We start from the raw sequence: 26,750 nt of genomic DNA, 5'->3' as shown, positions 1-26,750 counted from the left end.
TCTGCCACTGCCCCCGCACACCGGGCGTTAACGCCTGCGCCACAGCCAGAACAGGCCCACGAGAGGCAGCACGAGGGGGATGAACAGGTAGCCCCTGCCGTACGCCGACCACACGGTCTCGTCGGGGAACGCGGCCTGGTCCAGCAGGCTGAGCGTACCGATGATCAGCACGCCGGCCAGCTCGATGCCGAGCGCCACCAGCGCGAGGCGGCGCGCGCCGCGCCAGAGCGCGACCGTGAGCACGATGTAGACCAGCGCCGCGAACGCCGACAGCGAGTACGCCAGCGGCGCCTCGCCGAACCTGGTGGCGATCTGCACGCCCGCCCGCGCCCCCGCGGCCAGCGAGAACAGCCCGTAGACCGCGATCAGCGCGCGGCCTGGCCCCGAGCCGATGGCGGTCGTCACGCCGTGCCCTGCCAGATCTGCAGCAGCCTGCCCGTCATCACCGCGATCGCGAACCCGGCCACGGCCAGGATCGCCGGCCCCCACCTGCTGCGCTCGGCCAGCGCCAGGAACACACCCGCGGGCGGGATCAGCACCTCGCCGCCGACGTAGCCGAACAGCGTGACCTTGTCGTCGGGCCCCCGGCCGTCGGCCACCCCCGCGATCACGAACCCCGCCTGCACCAGCACGGCCACCTCCAGCAGGGCGAACCCGACCAGCAGCACCATGCCCATCGGCCGGTTGCGGATCGCGACGATCAGGCTCATCAGCATCAGCAGCAGCGAGCCGGAGATGACGATCGTGGAGACGGTGGTGTTCATCGGGGGTAAGGCTATCGCCCGGTATCGCCGCCCCCGATGGAGCCCTCGATCCCGTCGAGCACCCAGTTGAGCCCGCGCTCGAAGTTGTCGTCGGCCCCCCGCACGCCCTGCTCGATCATCGGCGCCAGCCGGGGGAACTCGCCGCCCTCGACCAGCTCCCTGATGTACGGCTCCGCCAGCGCGGCCCGCTCGGACTCGTCGATCCCCTGCTCCCTGGGCGAGCCGCGCTCCGCCGCCTGCCTGACCACGAACCCGGTCATGTAGTCGTTGAAGACCGCCAGGAACCGCCAGGCCGTCAGCCGGTCGATCCCGAGCCCGTCGAAGGCCGACAGCTTCTGCTCCACGTGCCGCAGCCCGTTGGGCCCGACGGCCACCCGGCGGGAGATCAGATCGACCCGCCACGGGTGCCGCCGCACCAGGTCCAGCTCGCGCCGGGCGAGCAGCAGCAGCGCCTCGCGCCAGTCGCCGGGCAGCGGCTCCTCGACCACCGCCTCCGCGGCGATCTCGTCGGCCATCAGCGCGAGCAGGTCCTCCTTGCGGTCGATGTAGGAGTACAGCGTCATCGCGCGGGCGCCCAGCTCGGTGGCCACGCGCCTGATCGAGACGGCGTCGAGCCCCTCGGCGTCGGCCACGGCGATGGCCGTGGCGACGATCGCCTCCCGGGTCAGCACCGGGCGGCGGGGCGGGGTCGGTCTCGACCAGATCGATGTCACGGCACCGATTCTAGACAGCGTACGAAAGTGATACGATGTACGACATGCGATACGGCGTACGAACCTCCTTCCGGACCACCGGCCTGGTCGTCCTGCTCGGCGTCGTCATGACGATGCTCGACACGACGATCGTCAACGTCGCGCTCGGCACCCTGGCCCGCGACTTCCACACCACGCTCGCCACCATCCAGTGGGCGGCCACCGGATACCTGCTGGCCATGTCCATGACCGTGCCGGTCACCGGCTGGGCGGTCGGCAGGTTCGGCGTGCGCAACGTCTGGCTCGGCTCGCTCGTGCTCTTCGTCGCCGGCTCCGCCCTCTGCGCCGCCGCCTGGTCCCTGTGGAGCCTGGTCGCCTTCCGCGTCGTGCAGGGGGTGGGCGGCGGGCTGCTCCAGCCGGTCGGGCAGATGATGCTGGCCCAGGCGGCGGGCAAGGAGCGGATGGGCCGGGCGATGGGCCTGATCTCGGTGCCCGCCATGCTGGTGCCCGTGCTCGGGCCGCCGCTCGGCGGGCTGCTCGTGCAGGGCCCGGGCTGGCGGTGGCTGTTCCTGGTGAACCTGCCGGTCTGCGCGGTGGCGCTGCTGGCCGCGCTCCTGCTGCTGCCCCGGGAGGGGGGCGCGGGGCAGCGGCAGCCCCTCGACGTGCTCGGCCTGGCCCTGCTGTCGCCCGGCCTGGCCGCCGTCATCTACGGCCTGTCGGAGGTGGGCAACGGGGCCTTGCTGCCGCATCCGGCGTTGTGGATCGGCATGGCGCTGGTGGCCGTCTTCGTGTGGCGGTCGCTGCGCGGCACGTCGCCGCACGGCACGTCCCTGCATGGCACGTCTCTGCGTGGCACGTCTCTGCGTGGCACGTCGCTGCTGGACCTGCGGCTGTTCGGTGATCGCACGTTCGCCGCCGCGGTGCTCGCCCTGGGGTGCTACTCGGCCGCGATGCTCGGCTTCACCGTGCTCGTGCCGCTCTACAGCCAGCTCGCCGAGGGCGGCACCGCGCTGGAGGCGGGGCTGCTGCTGGCGCCCATGGGGATCGGCGCGGCCATCACGATGCCGCTGGCCGGCAAGCTCACCGACAGCAGGGGGCCGCGCGGCACCGGGGCGACCGGGGTGGTGCTGGTGGTGGCGAGCATCGCGGCGTTCGTGCCGGCCGGCGGGGGGCCGGTGCCGATGTTCACGCTCGGGCTCGGCCACGGGCTGGTGGCCACGTCGGTGATGGCGGCCGCGTTCAGGACGCTGGAGCCCGCGGCCATCCCGGCGGCGACCACGCTGAGCACGATCGCGCTGCGGCTCGCCGGGCCGTTCGGGGTCGCGCTGGTGGCCGTGCTGCTGCAGGTGTTCACCAGGGCGGGCGTGGCGCAGGCGTACCCGTACACGTTCTGGATGGCCGCCGGGCTGGCCGGCGTCTCGCTGCTGCCGATCGCGCTCATAGGATCGGGTACGTGGAGAAGATCCTCGTCAGCGCCTGCCTGATGGGCCGCAGGGTGCGCTACGACGGCGGCGCGAAGACCAGCTCCGACGCCTGGCTCGCCGGGTGGCGGGAGGAGGGACGGCTGGTGCCGTTCTGCCCCGAGGTGGAGGGCGGGCTGCCGGTCCCGAGGCTCGCCGCCGAGATCGAGGGCGGCGCCGGCGGCGAGGCCGTGCTGGCCGGCGCGGCCCGCGTGCTGGCGACGGACGGGTCCGACGTGACGGCCGAGTTCCTGGCGGGCGCGCGGGGGGCGCTGGCCGTGGCGCGCGAGCACGGCATCCGGATGGCGGTGCTGAAGGAGGGCAGCCCCTCGTGCGGGGTCCTGGCCGTCTACGACGGCTCGTTCCAGGGACGCAGGGTCCCGGGGCGAGGGGTCACGACGGCGCTGCTGGAGCGGAACGGCATCCGCGTCTTCAGCGAGGACCGGCTGCCGGAGGCCGCCGGCTACCTGCGCACCCTGGAGACGTAGAAGGCGCCGCTCAGCCCCGAGGCGAGCGCGAGCGCCATGACGCTGTGGTACCAGGTGAGCAGCGCGCTGCCCGGCTCCGGGCCGAAGGCCAGCGCCAGGATGCCGAGCAGCACGCCGCCGAGCGCCGCCGCGTGCGTGTAGATGAGGCCGTCCCAGGCCCAGGACCGCCGGGCCAGCGCGCCGTACCCGCCGCCGATCAGCACCGCGCAGCACAGCGTCTCCACGATCGCGGCCGGCACGATCACCGGCTCGCGTACGGGCCCGAGCTCCGTTCCGGCGTGCAGCAGCGCGAACGTCGCGAAGACCAGCGCGTAGAGCAGCGACAGCCCGCCCAGCAATCTCCGGAGTGCGTCCATGCCACCACGCTGCCACGGCGCCGGGGCGGACGGAGTCGTCCCTAGGGAGTCGGCTCCGCTACGCCTCCGGATGTAGGCAGCAGCCGCCTCACCAGGCGAATGGTCTCGTCGATCGTCACCGTGGCGTCGAGGTCGGAGTCGCACGCGGCCACCTCGCGGCCCGCCTCGCCCATCATGGTCGTCAGCAGCACCACCAGCACCTGGCTCTCCCGCGAGTCGTCCAGGCCGAGCAGGCGCTTGTTGCCGCCGATCCAGTTCCAGCCGCGCTGCCTGCGCAGCGTGGTGAACTCGACCGGCCCGTCGTTCTCCAGGAACAGCCTGGCCACCTCGCGCTGCTCCCACGAGCCCTCCAGGTACGCGCGGGCCCCCGCCAGGAACTTCTCGGCCTCCCCCGCGCCCTTGACCGACTTCGCCGCGCGGGAGGTGCGCTCCTCCTGCCCGCGCATGAACTGCTCCCACAGGGCCAGGAACAGCCCTGGCTTGCCGCCGTAGTGGTGGTACAGGCTGCCGACGCTGATCCCGGACGCCTCCACGATGTCGGCGACCGTGGCGTCGGCGTACCCCTTGGCCAGGAAGACGTCGCGGGCCGCGCGCAGCAGCGTGTCGCGGGTGCCGCTCGACCGGCTCCAGCGTCGGCTCCTCATCAATACTCCCAGGTGTCGGTGCGCTGCTCGTGGCCGATGCAGAACACGCCCGTGCCGTGCTCGCCCCTGGCCAGGTCCACCCGGATCCAGCCGTCGGCGCGGGCGACCTTGGCGGTGTAGCCGCTGACCGGGGTGGCCGAGACCAGGCGGCAGCCGTCCGGGCCGAGCGTGAACGCCACCTCGCCGCCCTTCACCTTCACCACCTTGAGTGACGGGCTGCCCGGCTTCTTCGTCGCCGGAACCGGGGTGCGCCGCTGCTCCTCCGGCGTGCGGCGCGGGGCCGACGTGACAGGCGCGGACGTGACAGGCGCGGACGTGACAGGCGCCGGCGTGGCGGGCCGGCGTGTCACGGCCCGGTCGTCCGCCGCGATCGTCTGGGCGAGGAACGGCTCGACGTCCACGTCGTCCACGAACTCGTCGCGCAGCACATCCCGCACGCCGAACCACGAGACCGACACCGCGACCACGGTGGCACCGCACCAGATCGCGGCATATTTCAGGGCTCGACGCATGAGACGCATTATGTACGGTTGGGCCCCATGGCGACGGTTCTCGTAGTCGAAGACGACGAATTCGTCAGATCGGCGATCATTCACGAGCTGGGCCGGCGCGAGCACGCCGTCCGCAGCGCCGGCTGCGCCCTCGACGCGCTCAGGGAGATCTCGCAGTCCCCTCCCGACGCCGTCATCCTCGACCTCGGCCTGCCCGACCTGGACGGCTCGGAGGCGCTGCGCATGGTGCGCGGCATCTCCGACGTGCCGATCATCGTGGCCACCGCACGCGACGACGAGGCCGAGATCGTCAGGCTGCTGCGCGCGGGCGCCGACGACTACCTGGTCAAGCCGTTCTCCGGCGACCATCTCAGCGCCCGCCTGGACGCCGTGCTGCGCCGGGCCAGGTCCGCGCCCGAGCCGCGCGTGGTCGCGGTCGGCGGCCTGGTCGTGGACGTGGACCGGCGGGAGGCCGCGCTCGACGGCGGGCCGCTGGTGCTGACCAGGCGCGAGTTCGACCTGCTCGCCTACCTCGCCGCCCGCGCCGACCGGGTCGTCACGCGCAAGGAGCTGCTGGCCGAGGTCTGGCGGCTCGCCTACGGCGACGACCAGACGATCGACGTGCACCTGTCGTGGCTGCGCCGCAAGCTCGGCGAGAGCGCGTCCAGGCCCCGCTACCTGCACACCGTACGCGGCGTCGGGTTCATGTTGTCAGCGCCCCGATGAGGCGGACGCTCGCGGTGCTGATGGTCGCCGTCACCTCGATGGTCGCGCTGGCCTTCCTGGTGCCGCTGGCGCTGATCGTCAGGGAGACCGCGCAGAGCAGGGCCGTGGCGGGCGCCGAGCGGCAGGCGTCGGCGCTGGTGCCGGTGCTGGCGCTGACGACCAGCGGCGACGACCTCGGGCACGCGATGGCGCGGACCGAGGCGGGCCGGCGCGGCCTGCTGGCCGTGCACGTCGGCGGCGGCGCGACGGTCGGCACGTCGCGCGCGCCGGCCGCGCAGGTGGCCGTGGCCGCCGCCAGGACCAGGGCGAGCACGGTCGAGCTGGACGGCGGGTACGTGCTGCTGCGCCCGGTGGCGCTGGACGGCGACCGGGGCGCGGTGATCGAGGTGTTCGTGCCCGCCGACGACCTGAACCGGGGCGTGCTGTCCTCCTGGGCGGTGCTGACGGGCGTGGCCGTGGTGCTGGTGCTCGGCTCGGTGCTGGTCGGCGACCGGCTCGGGGCTCGGGTCGTACGGGCCTCGCGCCGCCTCGGCACGGCGGCCACCGCGCTCGGCTCCGGCGACCTGAGCGAGCGCATCCACCCCGACGGGCCGCCCGAGCTCAAGGCGGCGGCCAACGCCTTCAACACCATGGCCAACCGCGTCACCCACCTCCTCGCGGCGGAGCGGGAGCTGGCCGCCGACCTCTCGCACCGGCTGCGTACGCCGCTGACCGCGCTCAAGCTCAGCCTCGACCAGCTCGGCCCGCAGGCGGAGCCCAGCAGGCAGGCGCTGGCCCGGCTGGAGGGCGAGGTCACCACGATCATCTCGGCGGCCCGTCGCCCGGCACGCGCCGGCCAGTCGTTCGGCCAGTCGTTCGGCCAGTCGTTCGGCAGGTCGTGCGACGCGGCGGAGGTGCTGCGCGAGCGGCTGGCGTTCTGGTCGGCGCTGGCCGAGGACCAGGGGCGGCCGTGGCAGCTCGTCGGGGCGACGCTGCCGGTTCGGGCGCCCGTACCGGCCGGGGAGCTGACGGCGGTGGTGGACGCGCTGCTCGGGAACGTGTTCCGGCACACGGCGGAGGGCACGGCGTTCAGCGTCACGCTGCACGAGGGCCGCGGGGTGGTGGGCATCCTGGTCGCCGACGCGGGGCCGGGCATCCCCGACCCGGAGGCGGCCTTGGAGCGGGGTGCCAGCGGGAGCGGGTCCACCGGGCTCGGGCTGGACATCGCGCGGCGGCTGGCCGAGTCGACCGGCGGGTCGCTGCGGCTGGATCGTTCGTCGCTGGGCGGGGCTCAGGTGCAGGTGTGGTTGCGCCGTGAAAAGCTCTCTAAGCCAGCCTTAAAGGACACTTAAGCCCGATATTTCGGCATTAGCGGTGCCCCAAGGTGTTCTGCATGCAGATCAACCGCAAGGCGCTCGCCGCCGCCACCCTGGCCGTCCCCACCCTGCTCGTGCTCGCCGTCGCCCCCGGCACCGCCTCGGCCCACGGCACCATGAGCAACCCGCCCAGCCGCACGATGGTCTGCTACAGCGAGGGCCCGGAGAGCCCCAGGTCGGCCGCGTGCAAGCAGGCCGTGGCGACCGGCGGCACCCAGCCCCTGTACGACTGGAACGAGGTCAACATCGCCGACGCCGCCGGCCGGCACCGCCAGATCATCCCCGACGGCAAGCTGTGCAGCGCGGGCCGCGACAAGTACCGCGGCTTCGACCAGGCCCGCGCCGACTGGCCGGCGACGACCATGACGAGCGGCGCCACGCACACCTTCAAGTACCGGGCGACCGCGCCGCACAAGGGCGCCTTCGAGCTGTACATCACCAACGACAGCTACGACCCGGCCAAGCCGCTGAAGTGGTCGAACCTGGAGTCCACGCCCTTCCACACCGTGACGAACCCGACGGTGGCCGACGGCTACTACACGATGACCGCCAAGCTCCCGTCCCGCCAGGGCCGCCACCTGATCTACGCGATCTGGCAGCGCAGCGACAGCCCCGAGGCGTTCTACTCCTGCTCGGACGTGGTCTTCGGGCAGAGCAACCCCTCGCCCGCGCCGACCCCGACCGGCACGCCCACGGCGACCCCGAAGCCCACCCCGACGACCTCCACCCCCAGGCCCACCTCCACCGCCACGCCGCCTCCGGCCGGCGGCAACGACGCCCTGGCGGCGATCGACGCGGGCGTCGGCGTCTCCCCCGCCACCGCGGCCGCGGGCGCGCAGGTGAAGGTGACGGCCGTCTGCGGCGGCTCCCAGGTGCGCGAGGTCACCTCCGCCGCCTTCCGCCCGGCCAGGAACCTGCCCGCCGTGCCCACCGTGGCCTGGTCGCCGAGCCTGAAGGCGGCCAAGGCCGGCACGTACGCCGTGACCGTGCGTTGCAAGGACGGCGGCGTGGCGCGGACCTCGCTCACCGTCGGCTGATCGATCGGGAAATGCGGCCTATCCCTTTCCCGGAAACTTTCCCGCCGGCTCGCGAGTCGTACTGGTGGGGCGCGTCGGAAGACGGGGGATCGCTGGGGTGCGATTCCGCCGTGGCGCGTTCAGGGGGCCCGATTTCATCGGAAACGGGGAAGGGACACGGCAATGCCTGTCGACCTGAACAACGAACGACCCCTGGCCTGGGACTCGGCCACGCTCGACGCGGACACCAAGGCCATGCTCGACAACCTGCAGCCCAACATCCTGCGGGCTCACGTACGCGAGCACCTGTCCGTGCTGTTCGTCCGGTTCAACGACGTGGCCGAGGGCAGGGCGTTCCTGCGCTGGGTCGCGAGCACGAAGATGAAGTCGGCACGCAAGCACATGCAGGAGGTACGGGACTTCGCGGCAGGCCGCAGCCGCGGGACCCCGTACGTCGGCATCGGCATCAGCAAGGCCGGCTACCGCGACCTCGGCCACTCGGTGGAGGACGTGCGCAAGTTCGGCGACCCGGTCTTCCGCGACGGCATGAAGCGGCGGATCGCCGAGGTGAACGACCCTCCCGTGGAGGAGTGGGAGCGCGCCTACCAGCGCGAGATCCACGCCGTCATCCTGATCGGCGACGCGGAGGCGGAGCCGGTGGAGCGGCTGCGCGAGGAGATCCTGGGCGAGCTGCCCGAGAGCGCCCGGCTGCTCGGCGAGGAGCGGGGTCAGGGCATGCGCAACCCGGCCGGCGACGGCATCGAGCACTTCGGCTACGTGGACGGCCGCAGCCAGCCGCTGTTCCTGAAGGACGAGGTGGACAAGGAGCCGAAGAAGCACTGGGACCCGGCGTTCCCGCTGGGCAACGTCCTGGTGCCCGACCCGTTCGCACCGAACCCGGCCCGCCACCACGGCAGCTACCTGGTGTTCAGGAAGCTGGAGCAGAACGTGCGGGCGTTCAAGGAGATCGAGCGGGACCTGGCCGACAACCTGGGCCTGAGCGGGGTGGACCGCGATCGGGCGGGCGCCATGCTCGTCGGCCGCTTCAAGGACGGCACGCCCGTGACGCTCAAGCCCAAGCCTGGCGGCGGGCCGGTGGTCAACGACTTCACCTTCGACGGCGACGACGGCTCCAAGTGCCCGTTCTCCGGCCACGTCAGGAAGACCAACCCGCGCTCGTTCGGGCGCGAGGTGCTCATGGCGCGGCGCGGCCAGACCTACGGCGAGCGCACCGACGACCCGTGGGACGACTCGCCGCCGGAGAACCGGCCGAGCGGCGAGGTCGGGCTGCTGTTCATGGCGTTCAACAGCAGCCTGCTCGGCCAGTTCGAGTTCACCCAGCAGAGCTGGGCGAACAACCCGGACTTCGAGGTCCCGGCCACCGGCCACGACCCCGTCATCGGGCAGGGCGACCGCGACGTCAAGGTCGCCTTCCCCAAGGCTTGGGGCAAGCCCGAGCTGTCCGCGCCGCAGGCCCAGGTGGCCCAGACGGTCACCATGAAGGGCGGCGAGTACTTCTTCGCGCCGTCCCTGGCCTACCTGCGTAACCTGTAACAGTTTCAGCCCGCCTTGATGCCCGTGAGGCCGAGGATGCCGGCGACGAGCCGCTCCCTGAGCCTCACGGGCAGGCGGGTGAGCAGGCCGATCAGGCGCGCGTCGCCGGGGGCCACGTACAGGCGCCTGGGCCTGCGGGCCTCCAGCGCGGTCACGACCGTGCGGGCCACGGGGTCCACCGGCGCGAGCCGCTGCCTGGCCTGGGCCCGGCCGACGGCGGCCAGGTGGCGGGCGTAGAGCGCGCTCCTGCGCGGGTCGGCCAGCGCGAGCGAGGCCCGGGCCGCCGCCCCCGACTTGTCGAAGATCTCGGTCGCGGTGCTGCCCGGTTCGACGAGCACCACGGGGATGCCCCACGCGGCCAGCTCCATGCGCAGCGCCGTGGACATCGCGGCCAGGGCCGCCTTGCTGCCGGACAGCGGAGCCAGGAACGGCATCGGCTGCCTGGCCGTCGGTGCGCTGATGTTGATCAGCCGGCCACCGCCCGCCCGCAGCAGCGGCAGGAACGCCTGGGTGACGAACGCGGGCCCGTAGGTGTTGACCTCGAACTGGCGGCGCAGCTCGGCGTCGTTGCGCTACGGCCTGCTCGGGCTGCTCGCGGAGGGCCCGGCCAGCGGCTACGACCTCGCGCGGCGCTTCCACGAGGTGCTCGGCGCGCTGTGGCCCGCCCAGCAGCCCAAGATCTACGCCGAGCTCAACCGGCTGGCCGCCGAGGGGCTCATCGAGGTGGAGAGCGAGGGGCCGCGGCGGCGCAAGGCGTACCGGATCACCGATGAGGGCCTGGCGGCGGTACGGGGGTGGCTGACGTCGGGAGAGGTCGACCACACGCTGCGCATCCAGGCCGTGCTGCGCTCGGCGTTCTTCTGGCTGATGGAGCCCGAGGAGCTGCGCGCCCACCTGGAGGCCGAGCAGGCGCACTTCGCCCGCGAGGCCGAGCGGTACCGGCAGTTCGCGGCGGCCAAGGACCCGCGGCGACTTCGGCGACGGGCCCCAGACACGGTCGCTGCGCATCTCCGCCGAGGCCGGGCACCGCCTCTACCAGGCGCTCCCCGACTGGGCCGCCTGGAGTCTCGACAGGGAAGAGCTCTCCAAGTGAGCAGAAGGATGTACACCGGGTTCGGTCCGGCGAAGGAGGCGGGCACCCCGCCGCGTTCAGCATGATTTCCTCATGACCATCGCGCTGCTGCTCGCACTCGCGGGCCTGGCGGTGCTCGACAGCACGAGCTTCGGCACCCTCGCCATCCCCGTCTACCTCATGCTCGGCCTGGACCGCTCGCGGACCGCCCGGCTGCTGGTCTACCTCGCCACCATGACGGTGTTCTACTTCCTGGTGGGGGTCGCGCTCATGCTGGGGCTGACCACCGCGATGGACACCTTCGGCGACGCGCTCGACAGCAAGGCCGCCTACGCCGTGCAGCTCGTCCTCGGCGTGGGGCTGTTCGCGCTGAGCTGGCGCTTCGACCCCAAGTGGCGGGCCAAGCGGGGGCTGCCCGAGCGCACCTTCGAGCCCCGGATGGGCGGGCCGCGCACGATGGTGCTGGTGGGGCTGACCGCCGGGGTGCTGGAGGTGGCCACGATGGTGCCGTACCTGGCCGCGATCGGCATGATGACGACGGCGGAGCTGGCGGTGGCCCAGTGGGCGCCGCTGCTGGCCGGGTACGTGCTGATCATGATCCTGCCGGCGCTGGTCCTCATGGCGCTGCGCGCCGTGGCGGGCAGGCGGCTGGAGCCGAAGCTGGAGCGGCTGCGGGCCTGGCTGGTCAAGCACTCGTCGTCGATGCTGAGCTGGGCCCTGGCGATCGTCGGCTTCCTGCTGGCCAGGGACGCGGCCTTCTACCTGTTCTTCTAGCCGGGTGCGGCGCGGGAGCATCCGGGAGGCGCCTCTAGGATCAGATCTCCGGGGGGAGATCTACGATGTTGCGCGCGTTCCTGCGGACCGAGGCGGGCAGCACCAGCGTGCTGCTCGCCGCCACCGCGCTGGCCCTGCTCTGGGCGAACTCGCCGTGGGGTGACACCTACGAGGCGTTCTGGCACACCTCGATGGGCATCTCCTTCGGCGACGCGCAGTTCTCGCTGGACCTGCGCCACTGGGTCAACGACGGGCTCATGTCCGTCTTCTTCTTCCTCATCGGCCTGGAAGTCTCCTACGAGGTGCGGCTCGGGCAGCTCAGGGACCGGCGCCTGATCGCCGTGCCCGCCCTGGCCGCGTTCGGCGGCATGCTCGTGCCGGCCGGCGTCTACCTGCTGCTCAACTACGGCGGGCCCGGCGCGGGAGGCTGGGGCGTGCCGATCGCCACCGACACCGCGTTCGTGCTGGGCCTGCTCGCCGTGGTCGGCGCGCGCTGCCCCGACCCGCTGCGCGCGTTCCTGCTGACGCTGGCCATCGTGGACGACGTTCTGGCGATCATCATCATCGCGCTCTTCTACACGGAAGACCTGTCCGTCACCGCGCTGATCACCGCCGCGCTGCTGCTGGCGGCCATCGTGACGCTGCGGTGGCTGAAGATCTGGCGGGCTCCCGCGTACATCGTGCTGGGGTTCGCGCTGTGGGTGGCCACGCTGGAGAGCGGCATCCATCCGACGCTGATCGGCATCGCGCTGGGGATCCTCGTCTTCGTGTACGCCCCCACCGACCACAAGCTGCTGCTCGCCGGGGAGGCCGTGCAGGAGTTCACCAGCGAGCCGAGCGCGCGGGCCGCCAGGGAGGCCGCGCTGCGCGTCCAGCGGGCCGTCTCCGTGAACGAGCGCCTGCAGCTACGGCTGCACCCGTGGAGCAGCTACGTGATCGTGCCCGTTTTCGCGCTGGCCAACGCCGGTGTCCGCCTCGACGGGGAGACGCTGCGCGCCGCCGCCACCTCGCCGGTCGCCATCGGCGTGGCGCTGGGGCTGCTGCTGGGCAAGGTCGCCGGGATCTCGCTGGGCACCTGGCTGCCGCTGCGGCTGGGCTGGGGCGTGCTGCCGGGGAACCTGGTGTGGGGGCAGCTGCTGGGCGGGGCCGCCGTGTCGGGGATCGGGTTCACGGTGGCGCTGTTCATCGTGGACCTGGCGTTCCAGGATCCCGCGCTGCACGACCAGGCCAAGATCGGCATCCTGGCGGGCTCGCTGCTGTCCGCCGCGCTGGGCTGGCTGATCTTCCGCCTGGCGTGGGACCGGGGCGGGGTGTGCGCGCCGCCCGAGGCCGAGCCCGCCGAGGACCTGCCCACCACGCTGGCCGTCCCCGTCGGCCCCGGCGACCACGTACGCGGCCCCGCCGACGCCCGCGTCACGATCGTCGAGTACGGCGACTTCGAGTGCCCGTACTGCGGCCGGCTGCACCCGATCCTGGAGGAGATCCTCAGGAGGAACCCCGACGTGCGGCTGGTCTTCCGCCACTTCCCGCTGCGCACGCTGCACCCGCGCGCCGCCTCGGCCGCGCTCGTCGCGGAGGCCGCGGCCGACGAGGGCAGGTTCTGGGAGATGCACGACATCCTCTACGACAACCAGCGGTTCCTCACCGACGCCGACCTGGAGCACTACGCCGCCGAGCTGGGCGTCGTCCCCTGGTCCGACGTGGCCGGCCACGTCGCCAGGATCGGCGTGGACGAGGCGTCCGGCCGCGACAGCGGCGTGCGCGGCACGCCGACGCTGTTCGTGAACGGGGTGCGGTACGAGGGCGGGCACGATCTCGATTCGATCACCCGGGCGGTGGAAGAAAGCCGGGAGTCCGCGTAACGTCGTCGAGTCGCGTAACGATCCCCTGGAGCTTGTTAGATGCTTGCCAACATCCTCAACATCCTCAACCTGGTCGTGATGTTCGTCCTGCTCGTGGGCGGTGCCGTGTTGATGGGCATGCGCAGGGGCGAGCACGGCCGGGCGGCCGTGGCGGGCATCGTGGGGTGCGTCGTCCTGCTGCTCGCGGTGATCGTCAGCGCCGCCCTCGCCTTCCTGGCGCCCACCCTGGTCGAGTCGCTCGGCATCGGCGGATACCAGCCGGTGTTCATGCTGGTCAACGCGGCTTCCATGATCCTTCAGGCGGTGGGGACCGGGCTGCTGATCTGGGCGGTGGTCGCGCGCCGGAACCCGCCGCAGCAGGCCCGGCCCGGTCAGGGGGCGTGGCCGACGCAGCCGGAGTGGCAGCACGGGCAGCCCGAGTGGCAGCCCGGGCCCCAGCAGCCCGGACCCCAGCAGCCCTGGCCGCAGCAGCCTGGGCCGCAGCAGCCTGGGCCGCAGCAGCAGCCGCCTGGATGGCAGACGCCGCCGCAGCCGCCCTTCGGCCAGGGGCCGGGTCAGGGCTGAGCCTGGCGCAGGTACGCCTCCCAGGTGATCTCGCCGGCGGGCCTGGCGTTCGTGGTCAGGTGGCCGGCGCGGAAGGCCCGGCCGAGCCCGCCGGGCAGGCGCAGGCGCAGCACGGGCCTGCGCAGGCGCCGGGCCCGCAGCCAGCTCGCCGCGGCCTCGGCCATGGTCAGCGACTCGGGGCCGCCGTACTCCGCCACCTCGCCGGTCGGCCCCCGGCCCGCCAGCGCCGCCAGGTGCCCGGCCAGGTCCCGCACGTCCACGGGCTGCATCGTGATGCCCGGGTCGGCGATCAGGAACCCGAGCCTGGCCATGCCCCGCAACGCCTGCTCCACGAACTCGTGGAACTGCGTGGCCCGCACGATCGTCCACGGCACCGGGCCGTTCCGGACGAGACGCTCAGCCTGCACCTTCGTCCGGAAATATCCCCACGGCACCCGATCCACGCCCACGATCGAGACGTAGATCAGGTGCCGCACCCCGGCCTCCCGTGCCGCCGCGAGCAGCACCGACGTGCCGTCGAGCTCCACCCGCCGCGTGTAGCGGCCCCGGTAGGGCGCCGCGGCCAGGTGCACGATCACGTCCGCCCCCGCCACGGCCTCCGCCACGCCCCGGCCGGTGGTCAGGTCCGCGACCGCCCACCGCACGCCGCCGCCCGCGGGCCGGTCCCTGCGGCTGGTCGCCCGCACGTCGTACCCGGCTCCGGCCAGGCTCTCCAGAACGGCCCGGCCGAGGCGCCCGCTGCCGCCCGTCACAAGTACAGCTGTCATGAGGCATGGACGGGACAGCCCCGGTAAGTGTGACAATGTTGCCGTACCCGACACTCCGCAGCGTGTTCGAGGGAACCATGACGCGAGAGCCCGGCCCGCAGGATCCCGATCCCGACCAGACGATCCGATACCGCCACCCCGGGCAGCCGGACGAGCGGCGGCCTCCGGACGCGCCCAGCACGCGGCGGTTACCGTACACGCCGGACATGCTCCCGGACGTGCAGCACTACGAGGCCAGGCCGTCGAGGTCGGGCTGGTGGTGGGTGATCGTGGTCGGCGGGCTCGTGCTGCTCATCGCGGCCGTGGCCGTGGCGGCGATCCTGTGGGTGCGCTCGGCCTCCGCCACCGGGGCGTTCATGCTCGGGTGAAGTCCATGGTCCAGTTCGTCTCCCAGGTCTGTCCGTCGTCGTCGGAGAAGGCCTGCTCCCAGCGGGCGGTCTCGGAGCCGGCCGTCCAGACGAACCGGCAGCGCACCGGCCGGCCCTCGTGGCTCTCCTCTCCGTAGAACACGCCCCTCTCCCCGTCGAACGAGCCCACCATGGGCCTGGTGTCCAGCCGTCCGCTGGCGCTGCTGGCCCAGTAGATGGACCACTGCCGGGACGCCGGGTCGTACACGCGCACGGTCAGCCCGTTGAACCCCTTGGTGGGGAACTCGATCTCGTCGAAGCTGGCCGCGCCCCCGAAGTGCCGGGTGGCGGCGGACCGGCCGGGGAACTCGTCCCAGTCGTCGCTGCCGGACAGGGGCTTGACGAGGCGGCGGTTGACCACGTTCCAGTGACCGGCGAGGAAGTCGAAGTCGTTCATGCGGAGAACGTACGGCCGGGTCACTGACAGGTAGTGTCAGTGATGTGCGTGCCTCCCGCCTGGTCTCCATCCTCCTGATGTTGCAGACGCGCGGGCGGATGACCGCACGGGAGCTGGCCGATCGGCTGGAGGTCTCGGTACGCACCATCTACCGCGACGTCGAGTCCCTGCACGCCGCAGGCATCCCCCTCTACGGCGACGCGGGCCCGAGGGGCGGCTACCAGCTTCTCGACGGCTACCGGACCCGGCTCACGGGCCTGACGGCCGACGAGGCGGAGTCCCTGTTCCTGGCGGGGCTGCCCGGCCCCGCGGCCGAGCTGGGCCTGGGCACGGTGGTGGCGGCGGCGCAGCTCAAGCTGATGGCGGCGCTGCCGGTCGAGCTGAGGGACCGCGCGGGCCGCATCCAGGAGCGGTTCCTGCTCGACGCGCCCACCTGGTACCGCGACCAGGACCCGGCGACCTACCTGGCCGCCGTGGCCGACGCCGTCTGGAACGAGCGGCGCATCCAGATCAGGTACCGGCGGTGGAAGGAGCCGCAGGAGGTGGAGCGGCGGCTGGAGCCGTACGGGCTGGTCGTCAAGGCGGGGCGGTGGTATCTGGTGGCCCGGGCGGGCGAGGACGTGCGGACGTACCGCGTCTCGCAGATCCTCGACCTGCAGCCGCTGGCGGAGAAGTTCGCCCGGCAGGAGGGGTTCGATCTGGCCGCCTACTGGGCGGGGTACCTGGCGGAGTTCGAGGCCAGGCTGCGCTGGGGGGAGGCCGTGGTGCGGCTGTCGCCGCGCGGGGTGGAGCGGCTGGCCGATCTCATGACGCCCGGGGTGGTGGCGGCGGCCGACGAGAGCGCGTCGCCGCCCGACGGGGAGGGCTGGACGCGGGTGACGGTGCCGATCGAGTCGATCGAGCACGCGGCAGGGGAGTTCCTCAGGCTGGGGACGGATGCCGAGGTGCTGGCTCCCCTGGCGTTGCGCGAGCGGGTGGCGGCGACGGCGGACGAACTGTCCCGGCGTTACCGCGAGGCGGGACCAATTAATGGGGATATCTCGGGATAAGACACCCCTCGGCCCCAGGATGCGCGCGCCATGGACCTCCACGAGCGCCTGCTGGTCCAGGTCAGCGTCAGGGACGTCTACGACGCGGCGACGCTGGCCGGCCACCCCGGCTCCGGCCTGGTCTTCACCGGCCAGGCCGGCCACGACGCGGTGCGCATGGTGCGCAGGGCCGGCTACGACGGGCCGCTGCTCGCCGACCGCCGCCGGTACGCCGGCTCCGCCCGGGTACGGGGCACGGCGCGGCTGTCGGCCGACTGGATCGCGGACCAGGTGGAGGCGGGCGCGACGGCCCCGCTCACCGATTCCGGATATGTCGGGCCAGGGGATCACGAGGCCCTGCACGCCATCCTCGAACAGGCCCTCCAGTGGGACGGCGCCGTGGCGGTGCTGCCCGTACACGCCCGCTGGGTGATCGAGGACCGCGGCACCCTGCTCCGCACGGTCGCCGGCTACGGGTCGCCGGTGGCGCTGGTGGTCGAGGACGGGCCGCCGTACCGGCCGGTCCCGCTGCCGCTGCTCTCGGCCGGGGTGGCCGCGCTGGGGGCGCTGGCGTACGGGGCGGAGTGGGCCGCCATCGGCGTCCGCGAGGTGCTGCGGCACCTCTACCCGGAGCCGCACGAGGTGCGCGGCGGGTGGCGGCGCGGCGGGGCGCGCAGCGCGTTCGTGGTGGAGCGGCTGGAGTTCGTGCCGGTGGAGCGGCTCGGGGAGGGCACGTGCGGCTGCTCCACCTGCCACGGGCGGCCACTGCGGCACCTGGCCGGGGCTGAGGAGCTGCAGGTGAACACGCACAACGCCAAGGTCCTGCACGGGCTGCACAACCGGCTCGTACGAGCCACGCACCGGGAACGCTGGTGGCACACCCTGACGGAAACGGCCTCCTCCAACGCCACCCCCTGACGCTCCGGGCGCCTGCCGCCATGGTGCACCCCACCCTGAGGCTCCGGCACCTGCCGCCGTGGAGCACCCCACCCCCCTGCGACCCCGTCCGGGGGACGCGACTCATTCACAGGACAACCTGGACAGCCAACCCTCTTTCCACAGAACCGCATTCGGATCCTCGCCACCCGGCCCCGCAGAGCATCCTCATAGCCACCTCGACAACACAACCATCCACCACCACCGCACAACCAAGGAGCCACAGGATGCCCGGAGGCCCACCCACGCTCGGTTTCAGCCTGATCGTCTACGCCACGGTCGGCCTGGTGACCCTGATCGCGCTCAAGCTGAGGAGGCGACGCAGGTGACCACGCCCTCCTCCCCCGCACTCCCGCGGACGTCCCCGCCCCTGACCGTCACGGTCATCATCCCGGCCCACAACGAGGAGGCCGGCCTCCCCGCCACCCTCCGCTCCATCAAGTCCCAGTCCGTCCCCCCAGACAAGATCATCGTCGTGGACGACGGCTCCACCGACCACACCGGCGCCGTCGCCGCCTCCTACGGCGTCACGGTCCTGCGCCCACCCGGCAACCTGGGCAGCAAGGCCAAGGCCCAGAACCACGCGCTTCCCCACTGCGACACGGACCTGATCCTGGCGGTCGACGCCGACACCGTCCTGGCCCCCGACTACATCGAGCAGCTCAAGCCCGCTTTCGACGACCCGGCCGTGCAGGTGGCGGCCGGCAACGTACAGACCCGGTTCGCCCGCACCCCGTGGGAGCGCGGAAGGTCCACCGAATACCTCTTCGGCTTCCACTGGCACCGCCCGATCCAGCAGCTGGCGGACAGCCCCATGGTCTGCTCCGGCTGCTGCTCGATGTTCAGGCGCACAGCCCTGGAGGAGTCCGGCGGCTTCCCGGAACGCACCATCGTCGAGGACATGGACTTCACCTGGAGCCAGCAGGCGGCAGGCCGCCGGGCGGTCTACGTCTCCGACGCCGTGGCCTGGGCCGCCGACCCCGAGACCCTCACCTACCTCCGCAAGCAGGTGTGGCGCTGGATGGCCGGCTTCATGCAGAACGTCCGCCTCCACCTTCCCCGCCTGCTCACCCGCAAGCCCATGCTCGCCACCTGGGTCATCGTGGCCCTCCTGGAGATCCTGGCGGCCCCGCTGTGGTGGGCGGCCCCGGTGCTCCTCACCACGGCCTACCACGAGCCGGTGCCCCGCACGCTGGGCTGGTGGGCGGGCGCCGAGCTCTTCCTGACGATCCCCGCCCTCCTCTACGCGGCCAGACGCCGCCGCCTGCCCATCACCCAGGTCCTGCTCAACCTCCCCTTCGTGTACCTGAACAAGGCGGTGAACCTCTACTACGCCTGGAAGGCCCTCCTGGTGGAGCTGATCCTGGTCCCCCTCCGCCTCTCCCGGGGCCTGGTGATCTACGAGAAGGGCCGATGACTCCATTCTGTATCTGTTCAGTAACAGAGAGTAGTCATAGGATGTGGTGCCGATCGATCCGTCCATCCCATCCCGAAGGGACGTGCTCCGCCATGACCATACGCAGGACCGCCGCCACCCTGTCCTCCCTGACGCTGGCGCTGGCAGTGTCGCTGTGCACCCCCGCCCACGCCGCCACAGGAACGTTCACCTACACCTACCCGACCCCGAACGGCACGAGCATCGCCGACCTGACGGACCCCCACAGCGGAACCTGCATCAACATCCCCGAGGTCTACAACATCGAGGACAGCGCCCACTCCCCCGTCAACCACACCGATTCGACGGTCACCATGTTCACCGGCGTCGACTGCACGGGCGACTACTACTCCCTGCGCCCCGGCGGCCGCGCGAGCAGCCGCCTCCTGCTCAAGTCGGCCGTCTTCTCCTGACCCATCGGCAGGGCGGGACACCCACGTACCAGCCTCACGGTGTCCCGCCCTGCCGGCTCCGCCTCACCCGGGCCCCGTAGCATCATCGAGACACAACCCCTGATCAAGCTGAAGAGGCGAAAAGCGATGGCCGACCCCGAGCCGACAAGCGATCGGCTCCTCTTCCTCCCCCTGTCGGCAGCCGATGCCGAGGAGATGGTCCACGTCCTCAGCGCGGAAACCCTGTACACCTTCACCGGAGGCACCCCGCCCACCCTGGACGAGTTACGCGCCCGCTACATCCGCCAAGCCGCCGGCCGTTCCCCTGACGGAACCCAGGAATGGCGCAACTGGATCCTCCGCAGGAAACCGGCCGCCAAGGCCATCGGCTACGTCCAGGCCACCATCATGGACGAGGGTCGCCGAGCCGAGGTCGCCTGGGTGATCGGCACACCATGGCAAGGCCAGGGCTACGCCTCCGAAGCCGCCAAGGCCCTGCTCATCTGGCTCCGCGCGACGGGCGTCACCACCGTGCAGGCCCACATCCACCCCGCCCACACCGCCTCCGCCACCGTCGCCCGCAACGCCGGCCTCCTCCCCACCGCCCAGTTCAACGACGGCGAGCAACTCTGGCAACGCTCCTTCACCCAGCCCCCGGAACGTTCCCCCCACTGACGAGCGAGTGGCAGGGCCCGCCGCCCCTCCAGGCAGAGGGCCTGAGCCCCATGCGGCCCCCGGGCCGCACCTCCCCGGGCGCAACGCAAACGCCCCGACCCTGAAACCCAGGATCGGGGCGAATTGTCCGGTGGAGCTATGGGGATTCGAACCCCAGACCTCCTCCATGCCATGGAGGCGCGCTACCAACTGCGCTATAGCCCCTGGTCACCGCTCCGAGTCCACCCGTTGCGGCGCTCCGAGAGCATATAGCCATCCGCCCCCATTCACCTAATCGCGCCGCCCACCCCGCACCCTGGCCACCAACACCCCCACCCCATCGAGCTGCCGCCGCAGCCCGAACTCGAAGACCGAGTCGAGATCCAGGTCCAACCCCGGCTCCCCCACCACCTTGGCGAGCGTCGGATAGGCCCCGGAGGCGAACAGCGCCTCCAGTTCCCCTTCCCGCGCCAGCATCCAGTCATCCTCGGTGATCCCCGTCTCCGTACGCGCCTGCTCCTCAACCTCCAGGCTGACCGCCGCCCCGCGCACGTAACTCAGCAACGACATCACGGCGTGCATCATGGCGTTCGCGTCCAGCCCGAGCCCGTCCAGCGCACGCAGCAGCCGATCCGTGTGCGCCATGCCGTTGGGCACGAACTCGGGCCGGGTCAGTGAGACGGCCCGCGCCAGCCAGGAGTGCCGCCGGTGGATGCGCCACTGCTGCCGCAACGCCAGCTCCAGCTGCTCCCGCCACCCGCGCGGGATCCGTTCGGCCGGCGGATCGTCCCCGTACACCGCGTCCGCCATCAGGTGAACGAGCTCGTCCTTGCCCGCCACATGCCGGTACAGGGACATGGCGGAGACGCCCAGCTCGGCCGCGACCCGCCGCATGGAGACGGCCGCGAGACCTTCCTCGTCGGCGATCCTGACGGCCGCTCGCACGATGCGCTGCCTGGTCAGGTCCTGTACCTGCGTCCGCGCGCCCGCCACCACGGTGCCCACCCCCGGCACGGCCCGCGCCAGCCCCTCCTCCTGGAGCCTGCTCAGCACCTTGCTGGCGGTGGCCATCGCCACTCCCCACTCCTGGACGATCTGCCGCGTGGACGGCAGCCGATCACCCGCCGCCAGCTCCCCGCCGGCGATGCGCCGCCGCAACTCCTCCACGATCCGGAGGTACGGCGCACTTCCCCGATCCACCGAACCAACCCCCTCGATCGCACTAGTGCACCAGTCCGATTTCTACCAGACATCCCGAACGACCGCACTAGTGCAACAGGCAGCGATATTGCCGCGCCACCAGCCCGTCCTTAGAGTGCGCGTACACCGTAAACACCCACGGAAGGTCACCGCGATGCGCGACCTCGCCATCCTCATCTCCGGCGCAGGCATAGCCGGCCCCGCCCTGGCCCACTGGCTGGCCCGCCACGGCAACCACCCCACCATCGTCGAGCGCGCCCCCGACATCCGCCCGGGCGGCCAGGCGGTCGACTTCCGCGGCGCGCCCCAGCTGGAGGTCCTGTCCCGCATGGGCATCCTCGACCCGGTCCGCCAGGCCCAGACCCACATGGGCGACATCAGGATCGTCAACGAGCACGGCAGGCGCCTGTCGAGCCTGCCCTCGGAGGCGTTCAGCGGGGAGGTGGAGATCCTGCGCGGCACCCTGAGCCGCATCCTGCACGACGCCGCCCCCGCCGAGTACGTCTTCGGCGACTCCATCACCGCACTGACGGAAACCGCCGACGGCGTCCACGTCACCTTCGAACGATCCGCCCCCCGCACGTTCGACCTGGTCGTAGGGGCGGACGGCCTCCGCTCCAAGGTCCGCGAGCTGGCCTTCGGCGACACCTCCGGCAGGATCCACCACCTGGGCATGTACGGCGCGATCTTCTCCTTCCCCGGCACGTACGGCCTCGACCACGAGGGCGTCATGTACAGCGAGCCCGCGAGCTGCGCCACGATCGTCAGCACGGGCGGCCGGACGAGAGCCGCCCTGGACTTCGCCTCGCCCCCGCTCGCCTACGACCACCACGACAGGGCCCAGCAGGAGGCCCTGGTCGAGAAGGCGTTCGACGGGCTGGGCTGGGAGATCCCGCGCCTGCTCGCGCAGATGCGGGCGGCGGACGACTTCTACTTCGCCCCCGCGGCCCAGGTGGTCCTGTCGGCGTACTCGTCCGGCCGGGTGGCGCTGCTCGGCGACGCGGGTTACGCCCCCGGGCCGGGCGGCATGGGCACGGGCCTGGCGCTGATCGGCGCGTACGTGCTGGCGGGCGAGCTGGCCGAGGCCGGCGACCACGAGACCGCCTTCAGCCGGTACGAGAGCCGCATGAGGCCCTATGTCACCATCTGCCAGCGCCAGGCGCAGGGGGCCGACAAGTTCCTGGTTCCCCGGAAGAAGTCCCAGATCTGGCGGCGCAACCAGATGATGCGGCTGCTGCCGTACATGCCGGGCAAGAGCCTCATCAAGCGCATGACCGAACGCGCCGCCTCCGCCATCGACCTCACCTCGTACGCGACGCCCTGAGATCCTCGCGGCCCCCCTCAGACGGCTGTGGGGAACGGGCCGCGATTCCACGCCATGGCGTCCCCGAAGGCCGCTACCAGGTCCACGTCGGTGCGCGTCGCGTCGGCGTACGCGCGATGCAGGTTGAGCACGAGCCGTTCCGCGTCAGGCCAGCCCCCGAAGTCTCGCAGGTCGGCGCGGCGGGCCACGTCCAGAGGGCTCAGCCCGCGCCGGAGCCCGGCCACCGCGGTGCCGGCCACGAACCGGTAGTAACGCTCGTGATCGGCCAGGATGCCGGGCAGCGCCGCGGCGTCGGCGAGCGGCCCGTGCCCGGGCACGACGTGGTCGGCGCCGAACCCGGCCAGCCACTCCAGCGACCGCAGGGCCCCGTCGACCGACCCCATCAGCACCAGCGGCGTCACCCCGTGGAAAAGCAGGTCGCCGGTGAACAGCACGCGTTCCTCCGGCAGCCAGGCCACCACGTCACCGGCGGTATGCGCGGGATGTCCGGGATGCAGCAGATCGATCCGCCGCCCGCCGCTGTAGAAGGTCAGCTCGGAGCTGAACACGAGCGACGGTGGCCGCCGCGTCACCCCGCCCCAGTCGGGCACCGGCGACCAGAACGGCGGGCACCCGTCGATGACGAAGTCGGCCAGCACGCTCTCGCGAACACTCTCGTGCCCCACGATCACGGCCTCCTCCGGCAGCAGGCAGTTGCCGTGGGTGTGGTCGCCGTGCTGGTGCGTGTTCACCGCGGCCCTGACCGGGGAGTCGCCGGTGGCCGCGGCCAGCGCGCGGAGGAATCTCCGGGTACGTTCCTCGGTGGCGCAGGTGTCGACGACGATCGTGCCGTCGTCGCCCGTCACCGCGCCGGCGTTGTTGACCCACCAGGTGCCGTCGGGCTGCACCCACGCGTGCACCCCGGACACGATCTCCTGCAGCGCGGCCGAATCCGGCCTGATCCGCTGATGTCCCATGCCCTCGACTCCAGCACGGCACCGGGCGGGGCATCATCAGCGGGAAAGGTTGCGATCCCCCGCCGCCGAGATGTCACAGCCGGAGCGGACGGCCTCCGCCAGCCCGTCCACCGCCGCCAGCACCCTGCGGGCCTCCGCGACCAGCCGCTCCCCGGCCGGCGTGAGCACGACCCTCCGGCTCGTACGCTCGAACAGCCGCCGCCCGACCTCCCGCTCCAGGCGCTGGATGTGCCGCCCGAACGGCTGGGCCGCGATGAAATGCCGCTGCGCGGCCCGCCCGAAGTGCAGCTCCTCGGCGAGCGTGACCGCATAGCGAAGTGACCGAATCTCCATCGACGAACCTTCCCCGACGTCAGCGGCCCGCCCTCCCAGGCCGCCGCGGTCTCTGTCGCCGGGTTATTCGTCCGGGGCCGCCCCATGTATGTCCGTACGGCCCCCGAGCCGTACGAACCTCAGGCCTCGGCCTCGGGCTTGTCGTCGCTGTGCACCGGCTCGGGCAGGGTGCCGGCGTTGTGCTCCAGCAGCCGCCAACCCTTGCGCCCCTCCTGCAACACGGACCAGGAGCAGTTGCCCAGCCCGCCCAGCGCGGGCCACAGCTGCTCGGGCAGCCCGAGCAGCTCGCAGATGCCCAGCCGCAGCGCCGCGCCGTGCGAGACCACGACCACCAGCCCGTCGTCGTCGACGCGGGCCGCCCACCGGCGCATCGCGGTCGCCACCCTGGCGGCCACGTCGGTGACGGGCTCGCCGTCGGGCGCCTCCCAGGCGGCGTACTCGTCGGGCCAGCGCGCGGCGATCTCCTCACGGGTGAGCCCTTCCCACTGCCCGCCACCGCGCTCGCGGAAGTCCTTGTCGACCGCCACGTCGAGCCCGATCAGCCGCCCGAGGGCCAGGGCGGTGTCGTTGGCCCGCATGAGGTCGGAAGAGACGATCATGGTGGGCCGCAGCGAAGCCAGCAGCGAGGCCGCCCTGGCGGCCTGCGCGACGCCGGTCTCGTCGAGAGGGATGTCGGAGTGGCCCTGAAAACGCTGCTCGACGTTCCACAGAGTCTGCCCGTGACGCAGACACACGATCCGCCGGCTCATGCGGCGGCCTCGCGGAAACGCGGGAAGGAGGGGGTCACGCGCGGGCCCGCTGGAGGTTGGCCTGCATGACGCTCTCCGGCAGCGAGATGGCCGGGCAGTCCTTCCAGAGGCGTTCGAGCGCGTAGAACGTGCGGTCTTCCTCGTGCTGGACGTGGACGACGATGTCGATGTAGTCGAGCAGCACCCAGCGGCCCTCGCGCTCGCCTTCACGGCGTACGGGCTTGGCGCCGGCCTCGGTGCGCAGCCGCTCCTCGATCTCGTCGACGATGGCGCGTACCTGGCGGTCGTTGGTGGCGGAGCAGAGCAGGAACGCGTCGGTGATGACGAGCTGTTCGCTCACGTCGTAGGCGAGGATGTCATCGGCCAGCTTGTCGGCCGCGGCCTCCGCGGCGATGCGCACGAGCTGGACGGATCTGTCAGATGCGGTCACGATGCGGGTCTGTCCTCCTGTGTCGGCAGCATGCCCTTATGTTGAGGGTACCCTTCCAGCCCGAAACCCCTCACCTGTGTATCCGCGGGTCCCGTCAACCTGCCGCGTGGTACAGCCCGCGCTTGTTGATGTACTGGACGATTCCATCGGGCACCAGATACCAAATCGGCTCGCCCTTTGCCACGCGCTGACGGCACTCGGACGAGGAAATGGCCAGGGCGGGAATTTCCAGCAACGTCACGCGGCCTTCGGGCAGGCCGGGGTCGTGCAGCGTGTGCCCGGGGCGCGTGCAGCCGACGAAATGCGCCAGCTCGAACAGCTCGTCGGCCTGCTGCCAGTCGAGGATGGCGCCGAGCGCGTCGGCGCCGGTGATGAAGAACAGCTGTGCCTCAGGCCCGTAAATCTCGGAGATATCGCGCAAGGTGTCGATCGTGAACGTGGGCCCCGGGCGGTCCACGTCGACCCTGCTGACGGAGAAGCGGGGATTGGACGCCGTCGCGATCACCGTCATCAGGTAACGGTCCTCGGGCGCCGAGACCTCCCGCTCCGACTTCTGGTACGGCCGCCCCGTCGGCACGAAGACGACCTCGTCGAGCTGGAAGTGATGGGCCACCTCGCTGGCCGCGACCAGGTGGCCGTGGTGGATGGGGTCGAACGTCCCACCCATCACGCCCACTCGCCTCATCCCCTGCACACCAGGCGCATTCATCATGAAACGGACCTTACGCGGACGCATTCCCCCAACATGAATGGACCCCCCTTCGTGATGACCGCGCATCACTTCCGTTGCGGACGTAGCATGCCGGGCATGACGACCACCCCGGACCGCAACCGCGTCCAACTGCCCGGCATCTCGTCCCGAGCCTACGAACACCCCGCAGACCGGTCCGCCCTGGTCGCTCTGCGTAAGCTCAGTGGGTTCGACACGGTTCTCAAGCAGATGTCCGGTCTCATCAGTGAGCGGCGGCTGCGCCTGATGTACCTGGCGTCGGCCGTACGCGTGAGCGAGACCCAGTTCCGCTCCCTCTACGACATGGGCCGCGACGCCGCCTACACCCTCGACCTGCACCGGATCCCCGAGATCTACGTCCAGCAGGACCCGCAGGTCCAGGCCAAGGCCATCGGCTTCGACGACCCGTTCATCGTCGTGACCACCGGCCTGCTCAACCTCATGAACGAGGAGGAGCAGCGCTTCGTCATCGGCCACGAGACCTCGCACATCCTGTCGGGGCACGCGGTCTACCGGACGATGCTCGACATCCTCACCCGCCTCGCCACCCGCGTCGCCTGGATCCCGCTCGGCTACATCGGCCTGCGGGCGATCGTCGCGGGCCTGGAGGAGTGGTACCGCAAGTCCGAGCTGTCCTCCGACCGCGGCGGCCTGCTCGTCGGGCAGAACCCCGAGGCGGCCAAGCGCGCGCTGATGAAGCTCGCCGGCGGCGACTACACCCACGAGATGAACATCGAGGCGTTCCTGGAGCAGTACCAGGAATACGACACCGCGGGCGACCTTCGCGACGGCTTCCTCAAGGTCCTCAACCTCCTCGGCACCACCCACCCGTTCGCGGTGGTGCGCGTGGCGGAGCTGGACAGGTGGCAGCGCAGCGGCGAGTACGAGCGCATCCTCGGCGGCGACTACCCCCGCCGGGAGGACGACCCCAACGCCAGAGTGACCGACGAGATCAAGGCCGCGGCGGAGTCCTACCGCGCGTCCTGGCAGCAGTCGCAGGACCCGTTCATCGGCGTCCTGCGCGACGTGGCCGAGGGCGCGGTCAACGCGGGCGAGCGCATCTTCAACCGCTTCTCCCGCCGCGACGGCGGCCAGGGCTGAACCTCACGCGACGGATCGACGTGATCGGCCGCGCCGGCCCGCCGTGAGACGGCGGCGGGCCGTACAGCCCCGCTTCCTCGCAGCAGGAGGGCT

The 26,750-nt window shown here is 71.8% G+C and carries 33 protein-coding genes and 1 tRNA gene; 18 read left to right on the top strand and 16 right to left on the bottom strand.

Going from position 1 to position 26,750, the window contains the following annotated elements; all coding sequences use genetic code 11:
- Positions 1 to 27: 27 nt before the first annotated feature.
- The 3 genes from HD593_RS12065 to HD593_RS12055 are packed head-to-tail and all read right to left on the bottom strand — an operon-like array spanning position 28 to position 1,477.
- Complete coding sequence (locus HD593_RS12065) at positions 28 to 405, bottom strand: hypothetical protein (RefSeq protein ID WP_185102251.1); 378 nt, start codon at positions 403 to 405, stop codon at positions 28 to 30.
- On the bottom strand, positions 402 to 764 hold the full coding sequence (locus HD593_RS12060; protein ID WP_185102250.1) for a hypothetical protein: 363 nt from the start codon (positions 762 to 764) through the stop codon (positions 402 to 404). Before HD593_RS12060 ends, HD593_RS12065 begins: the two co-directional genes overlap by 4 nt.
- Positions 765 to 775: 11 nt before the next feature.
- On the bottom strand, positions 776 to 1,477 hold the full coding sequence (locus tag HD593_RS12055; RefSeq protein WP_185102249.1) for a TetR/AcrR family transcriptional regulator: 702 nt from the start codon (positions 1,475 to 1,477) through the stop codon (positions 776 to 778).
- A 35-nt stretch (positions 1,478 to 1,512) separates the two neighbouring features.
- Between HD593_RS12055 and HD593_RS12050 the strand changes: the two genes are divergently transcribed.
- Both HD593_RS12050 and HD593_RS12045 read left to right on the top strand, forming a co-directional pair.
- Positions 1,513 to 2,940, top strand: coding sequence for an MFS transporter (locus HD593_RS12050; RefSeq protein ID WP_185102248.1), 1,428 nt, complete (start codon positions 1,513 to 1,515; stop codon positions 2,938 to 2,940).
- Entirely contained in the window at positions 2,910 to 3,404 is a 495-nt protein-coding gene (locus HD593_RS12045) for a 2-thiouracil desulfurase family protein (RefSeq protein ID WP_185102247.1), read from the top strand. Before HD593_RS12050 ends, HD593_RS12045 begins: the two co-directional genes overlap by 31 nt.
- Here HD593_RS12045 and HD593_RS12040 read toward each other — a convergent pair.
- Genes HD593_RS12040 through HD593_RS12030 form a run of 3 tightly spaced genes read right to left on the bottom strand, consistent with a single transcriptional unit; the run spans position 3,380 to position 4,916 of the window.
- Positions 3,380 to 3,760 (bottom strand): hypothetical protein, encoded by a 381-nt coding sequence (locus HD593_RS12040; RefSeq protein ID WP_185102246.1) that lies wholly within the window; start codon positions 3,758 to 3,760, stop codon positions 3,380 to 3,382. The genes HD593_RS12045 and HD593_RS12040 overlap by 25 nt on opposite strands.
- 41 nt (positions 3,761 to 3,801) lie before the next feature.
- The gene (locus tag HD593_RS12035; RefSeq protein WP_185102245.1) at positions 3,802 to 4,404 is read right to left on the bottom strand and encodes a TetR/AcrR family transcriptional regulator; all 603 of its coding nucleotides are present in this window, start codon (positions 4,402 to 4,404) and stop codon (positions 3,802 to 3,804) included.
- Positions 4,404 to 4,916 (bottom strand): hypothetical protein, encoded by a 513-nt coding sequence (locus HD593_RS12030; protein WP_185102244.1) that lies wholly within the window; start codon positions 4,914 to 4,916, stop codon positions 4,404 to 4,406. The genes HD593_RS12035 and HD593_RS12030 overlap by 1 nt, the downstream gene beginning before the upstream one ends.
- Positions 4,917 to 4,943: 27 nt before the next feature.
- Here HD593_RS12030 and HD593_RS12025 point away from each other — a divergent pair, with 27 nt between their 5' ends.
- The 4 genes from HD593_RS12025 to HD593_RS12010 all read left to right on the top strand — a co-directional run bounded on the left by HD593_RS12025 (position 4,944) and on the right by HD593_RS12010 (position 9,546).
- Entirely contained in the window at positions 4,944 to 5,621 is a 678-nt protein-coding gene (locus HD593_RS12025) for a response regulator transcription factor (RefSeq protein WP_185102243.1), read from the top strand.
- A complete protein-coding gene (locus HD593_RS12020) occupies positions 5,618 to 6,952 on the top strand; it encodes a sensor histidine kinase (protein ID WP_185102242.1) in 1,335 nt (444 codons plus the stop codon). The genes HD593_RS12025 and HD593_RS12020 overlap by 4 nt, the downstream gene beginning before the upstream one ends.
- Positions 6,953 to 6,993: 41 nt before the next feature.
- A complete protein-coding gene (locus tag HD593_RS12015; RefSeq protein ID WP_185102241.1) occupies positions 6,994 to 8,013 on the top strand; it encodes a lytic polysaccharide monooxygenase auxiliary activity family 9 protein in 1,020 nt (339 codons plus the stop codon).
- A 162-nt stretch (positions 8,014 to 8,175) separates the two neighbouring features.
- On the top strand, positions 8,176 to 9,546 hold the full coding sequence (locus HD593_RS12010) for a Dyp-type peroxidase (RefSeq protein ID WP_185102240.1): 1,371 nt from the start codon (positions 8,176 to 8,178) through the stop codon (positions 9,544 to 9,546).
- 5 nt (positions 9,547 to 9,551) lie between these two features.
- Here HD593_RS12010 and HD593_RS12005 read toward each other — a convergent pair whose 3' ends face one another.
- On the bottom strand, positions 9,552 to 10,103 hold the full coding sequence (locus tag HD593_RS12005) for an SDR family NAD(P)-dependent oxidoreductase (RefSeq protein WP_185111792.1): 552 nt from the start codon (positions 10,101 to 10,103) through the stop codon (positions 9,552 to 9,554).
- On the opposite strand from HD593_RS12005, the gene HD593_RS12000 reads away from it, so the two are divergent.
- The 4 genes from HD593_RS12000 to HD593_RS11985 all read left to right on the top strand — a co-directional run bounded on the left by HD593_RS12000 (position 10,081) and on the right by HD593_RS11985 (position 13,818).
- Entirely contained in the window at positions 10,081 to 10,704 is a 624-nt protein-coding gene (locus HD593_RS12000; protein WP_221524736.1) for a PadR family transcriptional regulator, read from the top strand. The genes HD593_RS12005 and HD593_RS12000 overlap by 23 nt on opposite strands.
- Before the next feature lie 7 nt (positions 10,705 to 10,711).
- The gene (locus HD593_RS11995; RefSeq protein ID WP_185102239.1) at positions 10,712 to 11,392 is read left to right on the top strand and encodes a GAP family protein; all 681 of its coding nucleotides are present in this window, start codon (positions 10,712 to 10,714) and stop codon (positions 11,390 to 11,392) included.
- A 65-nt stretch (positions 11,393 to 11,457) separates the two neighbouring features.
- A complete protein-coding gene (gene nhaA, locus HD593_RS11990; protein ID WP_185102238.1) occupies positions 11,458 to 13,254 on the top strand; it encodes a Na+/H+ antiporter NhaA in 1,797 nt (598 codons plus the stop codon).
- Positions 13,255 to 13,293: 39 nt separating this feature from the next.
- On the top strand, positions 13,294 to 13,818 hold the full coding sequence (locus tag HD593_RS11985; RefSeq protein ID WP_185102237.1) for a hypothetical protein: 525 nt from the start codon (positions 13,294 to 13,296) through the stop codon (positions 13,816 to 13,818).
- Here HD593_RS11985 and HD593_RS11980 read toward each other — a convergent pair.
- A complete protein-coding gene (locus tag HD593_RS11980) occupies positions 13,809 to 14,585 on the bottom strand; it encodes an SDR family oxidoreductase (RefSeq protein ID WP_185102236.1) in 777 nt (258 codons plus the stop codon). The genes HD593_RS11985 and HD593_RS11980 overlap by 10 nt on opposite strands.
- A 62-nt stretch (positions 14,586 to 14,647) precedes the next feature.
- Between HD593_RS11980 and HD593_RS11975 the strand changes: the two genes are divergently transcribed.
- A complete protein-coding gene (locus HD593_RS11975; RefSeq protein WP_185102235.1) occupies positions 14,648 to 14,953 on the top strand; it encodes a hypothetical protein in 306 nt (101 codons plus the stop codon).
- Here HD593_RS11975 and HD593_RS11970 read toward each other — a convergent pair.
- Entirely contained in the window at positions 14,940 to 15,389 is a 450-nt protein-coding gene (locus HD593_RS11970) for a hypothetical protein (RefSeq protein ID WP_185102234.1), read from the bottom strand. The two genes, HD593_RS11975 and HD593_RS11970, sit on opposite strands and share 14 nt — an antisense overlap.
- A gap of 44 nt (positions 15,390 to 15,433) precedes the next feature.
- Here HD593_RS11970 and HD593_RS11965 point away from each other — a divergent pair, with 44 nt between their 5' ends.
- The 5 genes from HD593_RS11965 to HD593_RS11945 all read left to right on the top strand — a co-directional run bounded on the left by HD593_RS11965 (position 15,434) and on the right by HD593_RS11945 (position 19,855).
- A complete protein-coding gene (locus HD593_RS11965) occupies positions 15,434 to 16,438 on the top strand; it encodes a helix-turn-helix transcriptional regulator (RefSeq protein ID WP_185102233.1) in 1,005 nt (334 codons plus the stop codon).
- A 30-nt stretch (positions 16,439 to 16,468) separates the two neighbouring features.
- Positions 16,469 to 17,335 (top strand): hypothetical protein, encoded by an 867-nt coding sequence (locus tag HD593_RS11960; protein WP_185102232.1) that lies wholly within the window; start codon positions 16,469 to 16,471, stop codon positions 17,333 to 17,335.
- A gap of 343 nt (positions 17,336 to 17,678) precedes the next feature.
- A complete protein-coding gene (locus tag HD593_RS11955; protein ID WP_221524735.1) occupies positions 17,679 to 18,770 on the top strand; it encodes a glycosyltransferase family 2 protein in 1,092 nt (363 codons plus the stop codon).
- A gap of 92 nt (positions 18,771 to 18,862) precedes the next feature.
- Complete coding sequence (locus HD593_RS11950; protein ID WP_185102231.1) at positions 18,863 to 19,201, top strand: hypothetical protein; 339 nt, start codon at positions 18,863 to 18,865, stop codon at positions 19,199 to 19,201.
- A gap of 126 nt (positions 19,202 to 19,327) precedes the next feature.
- Positions 19,328 to 19,855 (top strand): GNAT family N-acetyltransferase, encoded by a 528-nt coding sequence (locus HD593_RS11945; RefSeq protein ID WP_185102230.1) that lies wholly within the window; start codon positions 19,328 to 19,330, stop codon positions 19,853 to 19,855.
- A 131-nt stretch (positions 19,856 to 19,986) separates the two neighbouring features.
- Here HD593_RS11945 and HD593_RS11940 read toward each other — a convergent pair.
- Together HD593_RS11940 and HD593_RS64285 are read right to left on the bottom strand one after the other, a co-directional pair.
- Positions 19,987 to 20,059, bottom strand: a tRNA-Ala gene (locus HD593_RS11940).
- Between the two features lie 66 nt (positions 20,060 to 20,125).
- Positions 20,126 to 21,034 (bottom strand): TetR/AcrR family transcriptional regulator C-terminal domain-containing protein, encoded by a 909-nt coding sequence (locus HD593_RS64285; protein WP_185102229.1) that lies wholly within the window; start codon positions 21,032 to 21,034, stop codon positions 20,126 to 20,128.
- Positions 21,035 to 21,188: 154 nt separating this feature from the next.
- Here HD593_RS64285 and HD593_RS11930 point away from each other — a divergent pair, with 154 nt between their 5' ends.
- The gene (locus tag HD593_RS11930; protein ID WP_185102228.1) at positions 21,189 to 22,358 is read left to right on the top strand and encodes an FAD-dependent monooxygenase; all 1,170 of its coding nucleotides are present in this window, start codon (positions 21,189 to 21,191) and stop codon (positions 22,356 to 22,358) included.
- 17 nt (positions 22,359 to 22,375) lie between these two features.
- On the opposite strand, the gene HD593_RS11925 is transcribed toward HD593_RS11930, so the two are convergent.
- From HD593_RS11925 to nadD, 5 genes are all read right to left on the bottom strand, one after another.
- Positions 22,376 to 23,314: an MBL fold metallo-hydrolase gene (locus HD593_RS11925; RefSeq protein ID WP_185102227.1), complete on the bottom strand. Its 939-nt coding sequence runs from the start codon at positions 23,312 to 23,314 to the stop codon at positions 22,376 to 22,378.
- Between the two features lie 36 nt (positions 23,315 to 23,350).
- The gene (locus HD593_RS11920; protein WP_185102226.1) at positions 23,351 to 23,647 is read right to left on the bottom strand and encodes a LysR family transcriptional regulator; all 297 of its coding nucleotides are present in this window, start codon (positions 23,645 to 23,647) and stop codon (positions 23,351 to 23,353) included.
- A 119-nt stretch (positions 23,648 to 23,766) separates the two neighbouring features.
- Positions 23,767 to 24,396: a histidine phosphatase family protein gene (locus tag HD593_RS11915; protein ID WP_185102225.1), complete on the bottom strand. Its 630-nt coding sequence runs from the start codon at positions 24,394 to 24,396 to the stop codon at positions 23,767 to 23,769.
- Positions 24,397 to 24,430: 34 nt separating this feature from the next.
- The gene (gene rsfS / locus HD593_RS11910) at positions 24,431 to 24,826 is read right to left on the bottom strand and encodes a ribosome silencing factor (RefSeq protein ID WP_185102224.1); all 396 of its coding nucleotides are present in this window, start codon (positions 24,824 to 24,826) and stop codon (positions 24,431 to 24,433) included.
- 94 nt (positions 24,827 to 24,920) lie between these two features.
- Positions 24,921 to 25,538, bottom strand: a complete 618-nt coding sequence (gene nadD / locus HD593_RS11905; protein ID WP_185102223.1) for a nicotinate-nucleotide adenylyltransferase — start codon at positions 25,536 to 25,538, stop codon at positions 24,921 to 24,923.
- Positions 25,539 to 25,625: 87 nt separating this feature from the next.
- Between nadD and HD593_RS11900 the strand changes: the two genes are divergently transcribed.
- Positions 25,626 to 26,657: a M48 family metallopeptidase gene (locus tag HD593_RS11900; RefSeq protein WP_379478863.1), complete on the top strand. Its 1,032-nt coding sequence runs from the start codon at positions 25,626 to 25,628 to the stop codon at positions 26,655 to 26,657.
- Positions 26,658 to 26,750 lie beyond the last annotated feature (93 nt).

Source organism: Nonomuraea rubra (assembly GCF_014207985.1).
Classification (GTDB): Bacteria; Actinomycetota; Actinomycetes; order Streptosporangiales; family Streptosporangiaceae; genus Nonomuraea; species Nonomuraea rubra.
Note: the sequence above shows the minus strand (reverse complement) of the source record. Positions and strands in the feature narration are given on the sequence as shown.